The sequence below is a fragment of the Neobacillus niacini NBRC 15566 genome, assembly GCF_001591505.1.
Taxonomy (GTDB): Bacteria; Bacillota; Bacilli; order Bacillales; family Cytobacillaceae; genus Neobacillus; species Neobacillus niacini.
The window spans coordinates 49,377-66,414 of record NZ_BCVA01000019.1 but is presented as its reverse complement, the minus strand read 5'-3'; the positions used below and the strand labels follow the sequence as shown (position 1 = coordinate 66,414).

12 protein-coding genes are annotated in these 17,038 nt (G+C 38.0%); 2 read left to right on the top strand and 10 right to left on the bottom strand.

Annotated features, from left to right (window positions below):
* The 3 genes from BANA01_RS15205 to BANA01_RS15195 all read right to left on the bottom strand — a co-directional run bounded on the left by BANA01_RS15205 (position 1) and on the right by BANA01_RS15195 (position 4,617).
* The gene (locus tag BANA01_RS15205) at positions 1–951 is read right to left on the bottom strand and encodes a carbohydrate ABC transporter permease (RefSeq protein ID WP_082799541.1); all 951 of its coding nucleotides are present in this window, start codon (positions 949–951) and stop codon (positions 1–3) included.
* An 86-nt stretch (positions 952–1,037) separates the two neighbouring features.
* The gene (locus BANA01_RS15200; RefSeq protein ID WP_034676424.1) at positions 1,038–2,426 is read right to left on the bottom strand and encodes an ABC transporter substrate-binding protein; all 1,389 of its coding nucleotides are present in this window, start codon (positions 2,424–2,426) and stop codon (positions 1,038–1,040) included.
* Between the two features lie 241 nt (positions 2,427–2,667).
* Positions 2,668–4,617, bottom strand: coding sequence for a glycoside hydrolase family 127 protein (locus BANA01_RS15195; RefSeq protein ID WP_063253681.1), 1,950 nt, complete (start codon positions 4,615–4,617; stop codon positions 2,668–2,670).
* A 331-nt stretch (positions 4,618–4,948) separates the two neighbouring features.
* Here BANA01_RS15195 and BANA01_RS15190 point away from each other — a divergent pair, with 331 nt between their 5' ends.
* Both BANA01_RS15190 and BANA01_RS15185 read left to right on the top strand, forming a co-directional pair.
* The gene (locus tag BANA01_RS15190; RefSeq protein ID WP_063253680.1) at positions 4,949–5,845 is read left to right on the top strand and encodes an AraC family transcriptional regulator; all 897 of its coding nucleotides are present in this window, start codon (positions 4,949–4,951) and stop codon (positions 5,843–5,845) included.
* 336 nt (positions 5,846–6,181) lie between these two features.
* A complete protein-coding gene (locus BANA01_RS15185) occupies positions 6,182–8,470 on the top strand; it encodes a beta-L-arabinofuranosidase domain-containing protein (RefSeq protein ID WP_063253679.1) in 2,289 nt (762 codons plus the stop codon).
* Between the two features lie 103 nt (positions 8,471–8,573).
* Here BANA01_RS15185 and BANA01_RS15180 read toward each other — a convergent pair whose 3' ends face one another.
* The 7 genes from BANA01_RS15180 to BANA01_RS15150 form a co-directional block, all read right to left on the bottom strand.
* Complete coding sequence (locus BANA01_RS15180; RefSeq protein ID WP_063253678.1) at positions 8,574–9,635, bottom strand: M24 family metallopeptidase; 1,062 nt, start codon at positions 9,633–9,635, stop codon at positions 8,574–8,576.
* A gap of 69 nt (positions 9,636–9,704) precedes the next feature.
* Positions 9,705–11,180 (bottom strand): alanine/glycine:cation symporter family protein, encoded by a 1,476-nt coding sequence (locus tag BANA01_RS15175; RefSeq protein ID WP_063253677.1) that lies wholly within the window; start codon positions 11,178–11,180, stop codon positions 9,705–9,707.
* 173 nt (positions 11,181–11,353) lie between these two features.
* Entirely contained in the window at positions 11,354–12,838 is a 1,485-nt protein-coding gene (locus BANA01_RS15170) for an aldehyde dehydrogenase family protein (RefSeq protein WP_063253676.1), read from the bottom strand.
* A 50-nt stretch (positions 12,839–12,888) separates the two neighbouring features.
* Entirely contained in the window at positions 12,889–13,785 is an 897-nt protein-coding gene (gene dapA / locus BANA01_RS15165) for a 4-hydroxy-tetrahydrodipicolinate synthase (protein ID WP_063253675.1), read from the bottom strand.
* A gap of 59 nt (positions 13,786–13,844) precedes the next feature.
* Entirely contained in the window at positions 13,845–14,786 is a 942-nt protein-coding gene (locus BANA01_RS15160) for a proline racemase family protein (RefSeq protein WP_063253674.1), read from the bottom strand.
* The gene (locus tag BANA01_RS15155; protein WP_063253673.1) at positions 14,783–15,823 is read right to left on the bottom strand and encodes a proline racemase family protein; all 1,041 of its coding nucleotides are present in this window, start codon (positions 15,821–15,823) and stop codon (positions 14,783–14,785) included. Before BANA01_RS15155 ends, BANA01_RS15160 begins: the two co-directional genes overlap by 4 nt.
* Positions 15,820–16,992: an NAD(P)/FAD-dependent oxidoreductase gene (locus tag BANA01_RS15150; protein ID WP_063253672.1), complete on the bottom strand. Its 1,173-nt coding sequence runs from the start codon at positions 16,990–16,992 to the stop codon at positions 15,820–15,822. Before BANA01_RS15150 ends, BANA01_RS15155 begins: the two co-directional genes overlap by 4 nt.
* Positions 16,993–17,038: the final 46 nt, after the last annotated feature.

Sequence of the window (17,038 nt, the reverse complement as noted above, 5' to 3'; positions counted from 1 at the left end):
TTACTTACCTCCCCCGTAATGCACCCAGCTTTTCGATGACTTAAAGATAAACAAAGTGAAAATTAAAATTACTAGGAATAAAATCCAAGACAGTGCACTTGCATATCCCATATTATTTTTTTGAAACGCCTCACGGTAAATGAGAAAGACATAAAATAATGTACTATTATTCGGTCCGCCTTCCGTCATAACATAGGCTTGTGTAAAAGCTTGGAAGGAGCCAATTAATCCCATGATAAGATTAAAGAATATAACCGGTGAAATCGACGGAACTGTTACGAATCTAAATTTATGCCACCAATTTCCTCCGTCAATTTCTACTGCCTCTAATAATTGTTTGGGTACATCTTGTAAGCCTGCTAGAAATATTAATGCTGTTCCACCACAGCTCCACATGCTTAATAAAATTAATGAAGGAATAACAGTAGACTCGTCATAAATCCACATAAGTTTAGGAAGATTAACAAAATCTAATATGCTGTTTAATAAACCAAAATCAGGATTAAACAACCATAGCCATAATATATTGGAGGCAACTGCCGGTACGATAACAGGTAAATAAAACATGGTTCTAAATAGTGACTGCCCCTTTACACTTATGTTCATAAGGATGGCAACAAATAAGGCTGCAGCAAGGGTAAATATAGTACTTCCAATAGCAAAGTAAAAAGTAACAATTAGCGATTTTTTAAAATTTAGGTCGTTCTTGAAAATTTCAGTATAGTTTTGAAACCCTATCCACTGAAAGTCCCCAACTACCTTATAATCTGTAAAACTAAAATACAAACTAGCAATCATGGGGCCAATTGTCCAAATAAGTAGACCTAAAATAGCAGGTAGAGTAAAAAAATAACCCCAAAATATCTCTTTTCGACGAATATTATTGATTCCTTTTACTTTAACAGTCCCTCTAGTACGATTATTTCCCAAAGGAATATTTTCAATATTCATTCAATCCCTCCTTCGTCACCATCGTAATATAGTGGTTTGTTACGAAGACATTTGCCTCGTAACAAACCCTTCTAAGCAGGTACCACTTATTGGTATTTATCGCCAAACTTTTGCTTTAATTTTGGCATGATGACATCATTCACAACTTCTTCCGCACTCTTTTTATTCGTCCAAATTTGATCTAATCCTGGAGAAATAATCTGACTTGCCTCAGAACGGTCCCCCCAGTAATAGTTTGGATTTTGGCGAACATTTGTCATAGCCCAATCGATAACTGCTTCTTTAAATTCCTTTGGATGAATTTCCGTATCGGTCCACTCCTTAATTAAGTCCGGATCCGTATACCAACTTTCTTCATTTGGCATCCATAAACCGCCATTAATTAACGGTAAGCTATTCTTAGGATTCATAATGAATTTTAAAAATTCTTTTGTTTCATCCCAATTTTCTTTTGTGTTGTCATTATTGAACACAACAATTGGCGTTCCATAACTTGTTGTTACAGCCTTTTTCATTTTAGGTAATACACCAATTCCTAACTTTAGATTTTTTTCCTTTTTAGCCTTACCAAGCTCTTGCAATGCCCAATGACCATCAATATTCATGGCTACCCGCTTTGTAAGAAGTGCAGTATCAACATTAGGAATCGTAGATAGGTTAGCTGGTGTTGGCATTACATGATGAACATACATTAAATCCTGCATTTTCTGTAATGCTTCGATTGTTTCAGGCTCGTCAAGAATAATATCCTTCCCATCTTCAGAAACAACTCCTCCATCGTTACTAAAAAGGATTGTCTCATAATGGTAGGTAAAGTTATTAACTCCATAAGTTTTAATATTTTTTGAATCAAATCCATCTTCATCAGGATGTTTACCGTTTCGGTCGACCGTCAATTTCTTAGCTACTTCCACAAATTCGTCCCATGTCCAAGCTTCTTCGGCTTTTGTTGGTGGATATTCGACCCCTGCCTCATCAAATAAATCTTTGTTGTAATAAATATTTGTTACTTCATTGGCTACACTGGATCCTGCAATCGGCCCATTTTCTTCATATTGAAAAATGGAATATTTTAATTTGTTTCCGATTTCACCTGAATCAAATAAAGGTTTTAAGTCTTTAATTGCGCCGCTTTCAAGCCAAGGCGGCAAACTTCCCTCTGGGAAATAACCTATATCAGGCAGCGTTTTAGAAGATGCCATTGTTGTCATTTTTTCAATATAGCTCCCCTGGACTTGTTGTCCTTTCACTTGAATGTTTGGATGGGAGTCGTTAAACGCTTTCAATAAAGCTTCAATGGAGTCTTTCTCCAGCGGACCTCCCCAATAAGTAAACTTTAATTGGACAGCATCACTATTACCGCCGCTCTCTTCATCCGTTCCAGCTGCGCTATTGCCACCAAAACAACCGGATAACAATCCAGCAATCAAAATTAGTACCAAAGAAATTGCAAGATAAGACTTACTTTTTGTCATTTTTCCACATCCTTATCTCATTTTTTTACTCCAACCAAAATTATGTGATTTCGAGGATGTCAAGAAATAGAAAGGTTTGAAACATCTTATTTTTTAGTTGCTAGATTAATTGAAATACAGAATTTCTTGTAGGTCTTTGCTTCCAGGGTGTATTAAACTGACTTATTTAAAAATAAGTTGTTGATAGTGATTGGATTAAAAAATTATAGCAGTAAAGAACTATACATAAGTTTCTAAATTGTTACTTTTCTGTTATCCATACAAGCATTTCACCAGGATCTCGATTACACCATGAAAAATATGGAACAGCTTTAATTGAAATTGGTTTCGTCCTACGTTCAATAGGTTTATAGAGTTCTCCATTCCATGCAGTCTCGTCAACTTGCTCTGCATGGGCTGTTACCACACAGACTCCATCCAGCAAATTTTCTTCAAAGGTTACTTGGAGTTTTGAATTTTTTGGTAAGGAAATGCTCGGTAAATTTGCACCATTGTCAGCTTCCTCTAAACAGTACACAACAGGTCCCCGCTGTAATGCGACCTTCCCAGCATTTTCACGCACATTCGGATTCGCACGAATTCGTTCAACTGGCATTGGAAAATGAAGTTCAATTTCATCACCTTTTTCCCAAAGGCGTGTTAGATATGCATAGCCATCCTTTAGGCAGGTATTCACTTCAATAAATTGATCATTCACTTTTAATACGGCACCTTGGCACCATCCCGGAATTCGGACTGCGATTGTAAATTCTATAGACTTTTCCGGAGAAAGCGTGATCCTCACCTGTCCATCCCAAGGATAATTGGTTTCTTGAACCACTTGCACATTCTGTCCGCCAATATTCAGTTCTGCTTTATTTCCCATATACAGGTGTACAAACGCTTCATTTTGGTTAACCGAATAAATATAATGTCCAATTGATGCAATTAATCGAGCAAGATTTGGCGGGCAGCATGCACAGCTGTACCATTTTTGTCTTACTGGCTTTACATGTCCTTTATCATGTCGTTTTTCACTTGATTTCGGGTGTACTTCTAATGGATTAACATAAAAGAACTTCTTTCCACTTAGATCCATTCCGCTGATTGTCCCGTTATATAAAGCCCGCTCCATTACATCCGCATATTTACTATTTTTTTCAAGATTCAACATTCGATTTGCCCAAAAGACTAATCCAATTGATGCACAAGTCTCGGTATAGCACGTATCATTTGGAAGATCATAATCAAAGGAAAATGCTTCCCCAAAGACTTGGGATCCTACACCACCAGTAATATACATTTGCTTTTGTGTTACATTTTCCCACATCGTTTCAGTTGCTTCCTTTAATGATTCGTCTCCTGTTTCTTTCGCCAAATCGGCCATCGCCGTATACATATACATGGCTCTTACTGCATGCCCAACCGCTTCTTTTTGTTTTCGAACTGGTAAATGTGCTTGATGATAGCTATATGGACCGAACTCTGCGTCATCCCACCAGAATTTTTTATCGTCATGTCTTGCTTCCTTTTCTAAATCGAAAAAGTGAGGCTGCTGACCACGCTCATCAATAAAGAGTTTACTAAGGCTTAAATAACGTTCATTTCCTGTTACCTGATACAATTTAACTAATGCTAATTCTATTTCTTGGTGGCCATCATAACCCCTTATCTTATTTTCTTCTTTACCGAATACGGAATCGATATGATCAACAAAACGGCACATTATATCTAGCAGTTTTCGTTTTCCAGTAACTTGGTAATAGGCAACGGCGGCTTCAATCATATGTCCTGCGCAGTACATTTCATGTTGGTCGCGAAGATTACTCCATTTCCCATCCGGTTCTTTTACCGTAAAAAACGTATTCAAGTAGCCATTTTTTTGTTGTGCTCTTCCAATTAAATCAATGACTTCATCAGCTGTTTTTTCTAAATTAGGATTCGGATCTGTTTCTAAGCTATATGCTGTAGCTTCTAACCATTTTGCCACATCACTGTCCTGAAACACAAAACCGAAAAATTCACCGGTAGATTCACCAGCTGCAATTTTAAAGTTCTCCATTGCGTGGCTTGCAGGAGCATCAGGAATACGATCATTTAAAGCCTCCCACTGATAAGGGATAACCTCATCACGGATCACATCCATACGACTTCTCCAAAAACTATCTGTGATTTTAACATTTTCAAGCTTTCTAATTTCAGTATCTTTCAAAAAGTTCTTCCCCCTTCAATTTTCTTGTTTTACTTAAAATTTCAAAAAATGAACACGCTTTCAAATTTTAATGTAAATTTGTAACACCTCCTAGGTAATTTGTTAGCGGGGTCTTCTACATTTCTGATAAAATAGTATTTAATTACCTAACATCTTGTAATCAATTAATATTAGAATTTTTCTAATAGTTTGATTAGTTAAAATGATAGCATTTAGAAACAAATATTGTCAGTAGTCCAACCATAACATTAGGTGTACAAAAACGACTTTTTAAAAAAGAAATGAAGAGGATGTAAACTGGTAAATTCCTAAACAGTAAGGGTGAAATATATTGAGGCAATTTCTGAAATCAGATGTAAATACTCCTATTGAATTTATTTCTTGTGGACAATTTGTTTCAAATGAACCTTGGATACATACTAAACGTAACCTTAAAAGTTTCGAAATCATTATTGGTGTAAAAGAAACACTTTACATAATGCAAGATGACATTCAATATGAAGTAAAACCCGGGGATATCCTTCTGGTATTATCTTTACACACCCATGAAGGTTATAAGCTGTGTAATCCTGGAGTATCATTTTACTGGTGTCATTTTTATTTTAGTGATAATTTTTCATTGATTGATGATAAGACTATGGAGGAAGAGGTAATAGCATTTCGTTCTAATCCTGATTATGATAGATTGAACTCACATATATTTATACCAATCTATTCAATTCCTCAAAGAATTGAGAGAATCAATATACTATTTAATCAATTACAAGATGTAGCTAATGCAAACTACTATAACAAACGAAGTGTTGATTATTTAGTCACGTCCCTGTTAATTGAAATCTCAGAACAATCCCTTTCCAATTTCCAAACAACAAAAGAAAAAACAAAAGCTGATAAAAATCTAGTTAAAATTGTTGAATGGCTACGTATACATGCAATGGATACTATTTCAGTTGCTTCTATTGCTGAACAGTTTAATTATAATCCAGACTATTTATCTCGTGTTTTCAAGCAAAAGCATGGTATAAATATCCAAGAATATATTCACATGCTCAAAATATCTAAAGCAAAAGACATGTTGTCTTCTACAAACATAGGTATTAAATCGATTGCACATGCAGTTGGAATTTCTGATGAGAAATACTTTATGAAGCTATTTAAGAAATACGAAAAATTGACCCCTACAGAATTTCGTAAAGCTTACTACCGGACACATTTAAATAAAGAATAAAAAATTATAGAGGGGCAATTTGCCACTCTATTGACACGATTGCTCCAGGAAGAAATGGGTCAACATGAAAGAAAAGTAATAAAAATTTGCTAACATCAAAAATGCCCCAATAAAAAAATCAGCAGATAGTCGCTGATTTTTTTATTGGGGTTTTCTAAAAATCTATTGAAAGGTTAAAAAGCATAATTAATGGCGTTCAAAGGAAGAAATGAAAGTTTACAATATATATAGTCAATTTAAACCACCTAATCTTATTTTTTAACTACCGACAATAATGACCCTTTTTTGTATACTCTTTATGTAAGCGTTTTATAAATAATGAATGGAGGAAAAATAATGTTAGATGTTTTAAGTGATAGGGAAATTGTTGAAAAAGATATTGAAGCTTTATATCTAGGAAACTTAAAAACAGTAGAATTTGATATAAAACTTCCGACTGAAGGAAAATTTGGATCAGACATTACTTGGCGTTCAAAGGATGACCGCTGGATTGATGGTACAGGCAGAGTTCATCGACCAGAATATGGTAAAGGTGATCGAATAGTTCCAATAACTGCAACTTTTTCATATGGCGAATTCTCAATGGATAAGATTTATGAAGTGAATATTTTAGAAGAAGAAAACAAAATTCAATTAGAAAAAGTTTTTCCAATTGTTCTTGAAAAGAAAGTAAATGAAGAATTTTACCTTGCATCAGTAGTAGCCATTCAAACAAAACGTGGCGATGTAATTGCACACTCAATTACGTGGAACGAAGAAGAGAGAAAAAGATATGATGATATTGGTGAAAAAACTGTTTATGGAAGATTAACTGATACAGATTATGAAATAAAAGCAACAATCAACATTAAAAGAAAAATAGATATTCACCAGGACAAATCCACTAAAGTAAATAGTATTTCGACTACCAAAGTTCGATTAAAAGAGAACACACTTTTCAAGAAGGCTCAGGACCGGCGTTTAGCATTTCTACTTTCTGTTAATGACGATCAGATGCTATATAACTTTAGAAAAACTTCCGGTTTGGATACGAAAGGTGCTCCTGAAATGATTGGGTGGGATTCACCAGATAGTTTACTTAGAGGTCATACTACAGGGCATTATCTATCTGCACTCGCCTTATGTTATGCTGCAACGGATAATAAAACTATATTTGAAAAACTAACCTATATGATCTCTGAACTTAATAAAGTTCAGTTGGCATTTGAAGCAACTGGAAACTATGGATACGGATTTCTCAGTGGCTATTCCGAAGAACAATTCGATCTTTTGGAACAGTATACCCGTTACCCCAAAATTTGGGCGCCTTATTATACACTGCATAAAATATTTGCCGGCTTATTAGATAGTTACAATTTAGTCAAAATTGATTTAGCATTAACCATTGCCGATAAACTTGGGGATTGGGTATACAATCGTCTAAGTGTATTACCAAACAAACAATTGAAAAAAATGTGGGGCATGTATATTGCTGGCGAATTGGGTGGAATGAATGAATCACTAGCTGAATTATATATGTATACCAAAAAGGAAAAACATATTAAGGCAGCAAAACTATTTGACAATGATCGATTATTCTTCCCAATGGAACAAAAGATTGATGCATTGGGTTCACTACATGCCAATCAACACATTCCGCAGGTAATCGGTGCAATGAGAATATTCGATACCACAAAAGAGAAAAAATACTACGAAATCTCTCATTTCTTTTGGAAATCCGTGGTAGACGCACATATTTATTCAATTGGCGGAACTGGTGAGGGAGAAATGTTTAAACAGCCTTTACAAATTGGGACAAATATTTCCGACAATACTGCAGAAACCTGTGCTTCCTATAATATGCTAAAATTAACAAAAAATCTTTATGAATATGAAAATGACGTACGATTTATGGATTATTACGAAAGAACAATGTTCAATCATATCCTTTCAAGTACAGATCATGAGTGTAAAGGAGCAAGCACGTATTTCATGCCAACCCGACCAGGCAGTCGAAAAGAATTTGATAGAGAAAATACTTGCTGTCATGGTACAGGATTAGAAAATCACTTCAAATACACAGAAGCTCTGTACTTTACAGATAAAGAATCACTGTATGTGAATTTGTTTGTCTCTTCTGAAATTGACGATAAGGAAAACGGCATACAAATAGAGCAAAAAGTTCATGACCCATTTTTAGGATCTTTTGAATTGCATATAACAAAATTGGCGAAAAATTCGCTAAAGATACGCTTACCTTATTGGCATAAGGGTGCTGTGAAAGTTTCGGTTAATCAATTGGAGTATCATGCCAAAGAACTATCTGGATACTTAATAATTGAAAAACAATGGATAAAAGGTGATAAAGTATCTATCCAATTTTCTCCGACCCTGAGACTTGAAGCTACACCCGATAAGAAAAACATTGTTTCTATAGCCTATGGGCCATATATTTTAGCAGCCATCTCAGATCAGGAAAATTACTTAGAATTACCAATAAATGAGAAGAATCTTCATAAAAAATTTATAAGAATTGAGGAAACGAATCATTTTATATATGAAGCAGAACAAATTAAATTTGTTCCACTAGCGGAAGTAAATCATGAGAACTACCATCTTTATATAAAAACAAATACTCTTTTATAGAGGCTTATACTCCAAAAGTTCACATAGAGATTTTTGTCGCTCTAAAGAATAAAAAATAATAGAGGGGCAATTTGCCCCTCTATTGACTAAATCGAATTTCCCACTACAAAATAATAAGCTCCTTAGGCGATTTTGTAATTATTTTATTTCCATATTCAGTTATTAAAATATCGTCCTCTATTCGTACACCGCCTAGGTCGGGAATATATATACCTGGCTCAACAGTAACAATCATTCCAGGTTTTAGAAATATATTACACTTCGGAGACATGAAAGGTTCCTCATGAATATCTAATCCTATGCCATGTCCAGATCCATGTCCATACTGTTCTCCATAGCCTTTCTCTGTTATATAATCCCTAGTGAATGCATCAGCCTCCTGACCTGTTATCCCTGGTTTTATAGCTGCAAGGGCATTTGATAGCGCCTCAAACACAATATTATATATTTCTTTTAATTCTGCTCTCGGTTCGCCTACTGCGATTGTTCTTGTCATATCAGAACGATACCCTTGATAGTAAGCACCAAAATCAAGTGTCACCATGTCTCCTGTTTCAATTAACTTTGTACTCGCAACTCCATGGGGAAGTGCAGAGCGTTGACCAGAAGCCACGATGATATCATATGCAGATGACGTGGCCCCCAATTTCCTCATATAAAATTCTAATTCGTTTGCTACTTCAATTTCCGTTACACCAGGGCGTATGAAGTCTAATATCCTAGTAAATGCAGAATCGGCAATTTTTGCAGCTGTTTTTATCTTTTCAATTTCTTCTTTTGTTTTAATCATCCTAAGCATTTCAATAACTCCGGTGAGTGGAACCATTTCAGCCTTTACTTTCTCTTTGTACTGTGAAAATATTTGATAGGTTACATCTTCTGCTTCAAAGCCTAAAAGGGTAACGCCTAATCGATCAAGCATTTTCGATATTTCTTCATAGACTGTTCCACATATTTGGATGACCGAAAAATCTTCAACTTGCGAATTCGCTTGTTCAACATAACGAAAATCCACAAATAAGGCAGCTTCTGTTTTTGTAATAACAGCAACCCCGGCACTCCCGGTAAAACCGGTAAGATATCTGCGGTTCCGGCCATTCGTAATTAATAGTGCATTAACCCCTAATTCATCGAACTGGTCCCTTAATTGTGTTAGATTTTGCATTTAGTATCATGCCCTCCTTTATAAGTCTCTCGGAAAATAAAATTTACGCATAAGCTCTAAATCTAGTTGTTATATAATTGATTTACTATCTAAAGAAGATTTTTTTTCTACCTCAATACACTTTTCCTCCCAAAAATCAGCACCTTTTATGCCAGCTTTAATTGGATTAAACACCGGATCTTTCCCAGCCCTTTTTTGAATGTCATAATCCTTTAATACTTTTAAAGCCGGTTTGATTAATAGTAAAATTGCTATAAAACTTAACCACGCCATCGATCCAAATCCTATATCCCCCAGCGCCCACATTGTTGATGCTGAATATACACATCCAACAAATGTCATGATTAGCAAGACAATTTTTAAGATTGTTTTCAGCCAAGGAATATCTTGTTTTCCACTTAAATAAACAAGTGTTGTTTCGGCAATATAGTAATAAGCCATTAAGGTGGTAAAAGCGAAGAAGAATATGGCAATCGAAACAAACGCTGATCCAAACCCCGGTATAACGGTTTCCACTGCCATCTGTGTATAAGCAGGGCCTGCTTCAATATTTTCTAGCGGTTGAACAATTGGTTCTTTCCCTTCAGGTGTAACGTTGTACATTCCTGTTACAAGAATCATCAAGGCAGTTGCAGTACAAACGACAATTGTATCAATATAAATAGAAAATGCCTGTACCAATCCTTGTTTTGCAGGGTGAGATACTTCAGCCGCTGCCGAACTATAGGTTGCTTCACCGGCACCTGCCACATTTGAAAAAATCGACCTCCGAACACCCCAAGCAATAGCAGCACCGACAATTCCTCCAAATGCCTGATTTACTCCAAATGCACTAGTAATAATAAGTGATATCATTTCAGGGATTTCTTTAATATTTGCAGCTAAAATGACAAACGTCATTACTACATATCCTGCTGCCATAAAAGGGACAACGGTTTGCGAAACACTGGCGATTCGTTTAACTCCCCCAAAAATAATCGCACCAAGTAAAACAACTAAGAAAATACCAGTGACTATTTTATTTATACCAAAAGCATTTTCCATACCAGCAGCAATATTATTTGCCTGGACACCTGGTGTCAAAAACCCATAAGAGATGGTTACCACCACGGCCATCAAAACAGCAAACCACTTAAGTCCTAAACCTTTTTCAATAAAATATGGAGTTCCTCCACGGTATTCATTTCCAACTTTCGTTTTGTATACTTGGGCTAGCGTTGATTCTATAAAAGCACTTGCGCCTCCTAATAGCGCCATTACACACATCCAAAAAACCGCTCCTGGACCCCCGAAAGCAATGGCGGTGGCGACACCAGCTATATTGCCAACACCTACACGCCCGGACAAAGCCAAACAAAATGCTTGAAATGAGGAAATTCCTTCCTCAGAGCTTTTTCCTTCGAACAATAATTTAATCATCTCTTTAAAATACCTAACTTGCACAAACCGCGTTGCAACTGTGAAGATTAAGCCTGCACCTAATGCAAGGATGACCAGGCCATTCCCCCATACTAGTCCCGCCAGCCAATTAACGAATTCTTCCATCTTTCCAGCCTCCGTTTCATCCATACAATCGTAAGCGCTAACAATATAGAATTTTCAAAAATCCCTAGATAAAGATATCCGTTTTATATAAGTACTTCCAACCTATTCTGAAAAAAGAAAGCTGCTGCCGGAGACAGCCTGCTTCTTTTTTCACAACATATCTATTAAAATAGTTACTTGATGTTTACCCAGACACTTTTGACTTCTGTGTAATTATCAAGTGCATAGGTCCCCATTTCCCGTCCGATGCCGGATTGTTTATATCCGCCAAAAGCTGCTGCCGGATCCTCTAAATTGTAATCATTAATCCAGACAGTTCCTGCTTTTAACTTGTTTGCTACTTTGTGTGCCACTTTAATATCCTTCGTCCAAACGCCAGCAGCAAGGCCATATGGCGTATTGTTTGCTCTTTCAATGACTTCTTCCACTGTATCAAACGGCAATACAACAACCACTGGTCCAAAAATTTCCTCTTTGACAATCACCATGTCATCCGTTACATCAGCAAACACAGTTGGCTGGACGAAATATCCCTTATCAAATACTTTTTTACCTCCGGCCGCTACCCTTGCCCCTTCTTCGATTCCTTTTTCAATATAGCCTAGCACCCGCTCCATTTGCTTTTCCGATACGAGAGGACCCATTTCAGTATTTGGATCCATCCCAAATCCCAGTTTTACCTGATTGGCCATTTTCGCCAATTCTTCTACTACATGCTCATAGTGTTTTCTGTGGACAAATACCCGGGAGCCGGCACTGCAGTTTTGTCCATGGTTATACATAATACCATTAAATGCCCCGGGAATCGCCTCTGTTAAATCAGCGTCTTCCAAAATAATGTTTGGCGACTTGCCGCCAAGCTCAAGAGTAATGTTTTTAATCGTTTCAGCCGCCTGGCGCATAATATATTTGCCGGTAGCGGTTGAACCAGTGAAAGCAACCTTATCTACATCAGGATGGTGGACGATAGCTGCACCTGCTGTTACCCCGAATCCTGGAACGATGTTGACCACTCCAGGTGGAAAACCTGCTTCCTGAATAAGCTTCGCAGCATACAGGATGGATAATGGGGTTTGTTCAGCTGGCTTTAACACGATGGTGCAGCCTGTTGCCAATGCAGCACCCATTTTCCATGATGCCATCGTTAATGGATAATTCCAGGGAATGATTTGTCCAACAACGCCAATGGGCTCATGCCTTGTATAATTCAAATAGTCTTTAGAAATCGGCACAGTCTGGCCAAGGATTTTCGTTGCCCAGCCAGCATAGTAGCGGAACTGCTCAACTGTAGCCGGAATGTCATCTGCCAATGCAACAGCGTAGGGCTTGCCATTGTCTAATGCTTCCAGCTGGGCTAGTTCTTCTTTATGCTCCTCAATCAAATCAGCAAATTTGTAAATAACCCGTGCTCTTTCCGCGGCGCTCATATCTGGCCATGGTCCAGATTCAAAAGCTCTCCTTGCCGCTTTAACAGCTAAATCAATGTCTTCTTCCTGCGCTTCGCTCACAACTGCAAGTACTTCCTCTGTTGCAGGATTCAAGGTTTCAAATGTTTTGCCGCTGACGGACGGAACAAATTTACTTTCGATAAAAAGCTCAATTTTACCTTCTAAAAACTCTTTCACTTTCGGTTTTAATCCAAGTTGGGCTGTTAACATTGACCTTCCTCCTTAATGTTTTTTTACTATCCTTCTAGAACAAACTCCCTTTAAACAAGAGACACAGTATTTAAACTCTTTAAAATTTCTTTGAGCGTTTGGTCCTCTTCCGGAGTTAAACCTAAACGCGGATATCGGGCTGGCCCACCTGTTTGACCAAGTAAATCCATTGCCCGCTTAACAATTTGAACATATTTTCCGGAACCTTCAAGGAACGTACAGAGAGGCAGAATCCGGTCGTTGATTTCCCACGCTTGGTCAAGTTCCCCTTTTTGGAAATGATTGTACATGTCTGTTACTAGCTTTGGTACGATATTTCCAGCGACAGAAATCCATCCCGTTGCTCCAACGAAATAAGATTCCATCACCAATTCTTCTGACCCGCAGAATACTTCAAAATCCCCTTTTGCTTGTCTTGCTAAATCCCTTGCCTTACGGATGTCCCCGCTTGACTCCTTGATATGTGTAACATTTTCACAGTCTCTTCCGATTTTAAGCATGAGCTCAGTGCTCATATCTACACCGGATGTGAATGGGTTATTGTAGAGCATGATAGGGATATTTACTGCATTGGACACCTCATTAAAATGGAAGTAGATTTCATCTTCTTTTGGTTTCGCGTAATAAGAATTAATAATCAGTGCACAGTCAGCACCATGAGCTTCAGCCTGTTTCGTATTCTCAATTGTTTCTTTTGTGGTTTCCGCCGCAGTACCAACAATGACTGGAATACGACCGTTTACTTCTTTCATAACGACCTCAACCATTTGATACTTCTCTTCCTTTGTTAAACTAACGAATTCACCTGTACTTCCATTAATGACAATACCTGCTACTCCTTGATCAACAAAATAGTTTACGTTATTCCTTACACCGCCCCAATCAATTTCCTGCTCCTTTGTCATCGGGATAATTAATACTGGAAAAGCTCCTCTAATATTTGTCATGTCAATTTCCTCCTCTTTTTTCCATTAAAATTTTTTATTTTATCTCTATTAAAATCCTATTATTTCAATAAAAATCCAGCCGCTAATGGGTCTGTCGGATCCAAGATAAACGTCTGCATACCGGTAATAAATCCACGGCTAGTCATGGTAAATTGATAACTAGATTCCTTCCGTTCTGAAACCTGTACTTCCAATTGACTTTCATAAATGCTTTCATTCACCAATGACTCCTGTTTCGAGATGGCTCCGGATGAAAGTAGACAAGTAAAAACAGCTAGTGTCGGTCCAAAACCTGGAGATCGGACTATGAATAAGTCATCCCGAAAGGTGATAGATTTAATGTGCCCCTCAGCAATCCTAGACTCATCAACTAATATGGCGCCTTTTACATCTGGACTTAAGTTTTTCAGAACTGTTTGCCCCCATTTTCGCAAATCTGCTAATTCTTCAATTTGAATTTCCAATGGGAAGTCCTGTTTCCGAAAGACGGCATAAGTCTGATCAGATTGAACAAGTGTATAGTTTGCAGTTAATGCTGATAAAGATTCCTCTTTCCCAATAACCTGACAGAAACCGCTCTCCATCGTAACGGAATTAACTTCATCCCCTTTCATTACCGCTGTAATGGAGACAATGCCCGTCACGGTTTCAATTTTATATCGGCTTGTATCTCTAGGTTTTAGGTCACCGCATTCTAATAAAGCCGTTATCACAGCAGTCAAACCACTGTAATGGACAGGGACTGTTCCATAATGATTGAAAAATACGACAGCAGCATCAGCCTCTCGATTGAGCGGCGGTACGACAATACAGCCATTCAATCCGGCAAACCCGCGAGGTTCATTTAATAATAAATTTTGTTCCTCTTTATAAACCTGGGGGAACAGTTCATATAGCTCTTCCAAGGTTTGATAATGGACCAGCGGTGCATTCCGGATGATTCGAAAGGCCTCTCCGGCAACGTGAACATCTATGGAAGAATAGGCTTTTTCAATTTTCACTTTACGTCCTCCATTTCATGTTCATTCATCGGGGGAATCAGCAGGAACCCTTCTTTTAATGGGTCTTCCTCGTGGTAAAAGAATCGATGCATTCCCATTAGCCAAGCAGAACCCGTAATTCTAGTCACTACTGCCTCAATTCCTTCTACATTAGTTGTTTCAAGAATCTTCCCACGGAAAAGTGACCCCACAATACTTTCATGTACAAATTCCTCACCAATTTCAATCTGCTGCTTCGCATACATAACAGCAAGCTTTGCAGATGTACCTGTACCACACGGCGAGCGGTCAATCCCTCCTGGCGGGACGATCACTGTATTTTTCACATCCGCCGCTACATGTGTTGGGTCAGTAAAAAATTCAACATGGGTTAATCCTTTAATGAATGGATATCTTGGATGAACAATATCGGTACTCTCGTTAATGGCATTTCTGATTGTAATCGCTTTCTCAATTATGGTTGAGGCATTTTCCGGTGTTAAATCTAAGCCGACTGATTGTGCGTTAATAATTGCATAGAAATTCCCGCCATAGGCGATGTCAGCATCTACTTTCCCTATTCCTTCTATGTCCATCGAAACACTTTTTAATAGAAAGGCAGGGATATTGCAAAAAGAAACTTCCACCGCTTTTCCGTTTTCTACAGCAACTTGTACACTAACAAGACCTGCTGGAGTATCTAGATTCAAAGAAGTAACAGGCTCTTGAACAGGAATGAGCCCTGATTCAATGAGGGCTGTGCAAACGCCAATTGTATCATGTCCGCACATTGGCAAATAACCACCTGTTTCAATGTAGATGACCCCGATATCGGCCTCTGGATGACACGGCTCAGTAAGTAAGGCACCTGACATGACATCATGACCCCTTGGTTCATTCATTAATAATTTGCGGATCCAATCATATTCCCTTTTCATGTAAAGCATTTTTTCAGACATGTTTTCCCCAATTAGGTTTGGAAGACCGCTAATGACAGTTCGTGTTGGATTGCCCCCTGTGTGAGTATCAATCGTAGTAAATACTTTATCTGCCCTCATATTGTACACACCCTTTCTTTAAAACGCTCAAAACGAAGCGGTTCAGTTGCAATGCAAGTGTCTTTTTCGTTAATAAGTTCCTCCACCACTTTCCCAGTTACAGCAGCAAGACTAATACCATCCCCCTCATGACCAGCAGCAATATAGAAATTTGGAATTCCCTCAACCCTTGAAACGATTGGCAGATGATCTTCTGTCCAAGGACGCAATCCTGCGTAGGAACGAATCACCATCATATCTGCCATTTTGGGATAAAAACGAATTGCTCGATTGGCAATAGACTTAATGATTTCATTGTTTACTTTTGTATTAAAGCCCACAAATTCACGGCTGCTGCCGATTAAGAAGTTTTGACTTTCAGTTGGTTCGAATACAAGTGCCACTCCATATTTCTCTGTTAACGGATCTACCCGGCGCTCCCCGCCAAACTTTGAAATCAAGTAGCCAAACTCCATTACTTTTCGGGAGCCGACATGCTGCTGTCTTGATGCCACGATAATATGGCCTTTTCTTGGTTTGATAGGGATAGAAAGATCAAGCATCTCGCCAATTCTAGGTGACCATACACCAGCTGCATTCACGACATGATTGGCAGTAAATACTCCATTAGATGTTTCAACAACAAAAATACCATGTTCTCTTTTTATTTCTTTTACCTCTGTTTGCTTAAATGCCTTTACGCCTTGCTTCTTTGCTTTCTCTAGTAACGCAAATGCAAGCATATACGGATTAACGGTTGAATCCGTTGCACACTCTAATCCCCCTAATAAATCATTCGCAAAGAAAGGTGACTCCTGACGTATATCCTCGCGATCCAGCATTCTAAACGCTAATCCGGCTGCCTTTTGACGATCAACCCATTTTTGAGCAGCCACCATCTCGTCCTCGGACTCACAAACGAGGATGCTGCCAGGTGCACGATATTCAAACTTATGTTCAAGTTCCATGCTCAAGTCGTCTACCAAACGTTGACTGACTAAAGACATTTGACTATCAAACCCGGGATCTTTATCAATCGCTAAAATATTTCCATCACAACGGGAAGATGTGCCGCTGACAAATTCCCCTTTTTCAATGACAGTGACATCCCTGCCTGATTTGGATACATAATAGGCTATAGCACATCCAATGATTCCCCCGCCAACTACGAGAATGTCACAGTGTTTCATCATTCCTTCCCCCTTCCAAGAAATCTCACTTAATTCAATGCAATAA

Coding starts and splice junctions, on each gene's coding strand:
- BANA01_RS15150 (WP_063253672.1), bottom strand. CDS start 16,992: ATGAAACACTGTGACATTCTCGTAGTTGGCGGGGGAATCATTGGATGT.
- BANA01_RS15200 (WP_034676424.1), bottom strand. CDS start 2,426: ATGACAAAAAGTAAGTCTTATCTTGCAATTTCTTTGGTACTAATTTTG.
- BANA01_RS15155 (WP_063253673.1), bottom strand. CDS start 15,823: ATGAGGGCAGATAAAGTATTTACTACGATTGATACTCACACAGGGGGC.
- BANA01_RS15180 (WP_063253678.1), bottom strand. CDS start 9,635: ATGCAAAATCTAACACAATTAAGGGACCAGTTCGATGAATTAGGGGTT.
- BANA01_RS15185 (WP_063253679.1), top strand. CDS start 6,182: ATGTTAGATGTTTTAAGTGATAGGGAAATTGTTGAAAAAGATATTGAA.
- BANA01_RS15170 (WP_063253676.1), bottom strand. CDS start 12,838: ATGTTAACAGCCCAACTTGGATTAAAACCGAAAGTGAAAGAGTTTTTA.
- dapA (WP_063253675.1), bottom strand. CDS start 13,785: ATGACAAATATTAGAGGAGCTTTTCCAGTATTAATTATCCCGATGACA.
- BANA01_RS15175 (WP_063253677.1), bottom strand. CDS start 11,180: ATGGAAGAATTCGTTAATTGGCTGGCGGGACTAGTATGGGGGAATGGC.
- BANA01_RS15205 (WP_082799541.1), bottom strand. CDS start 951: ATGAATATTGAAAATATTCCTTTGGGAAATAATCGTACTAGAGGGACT.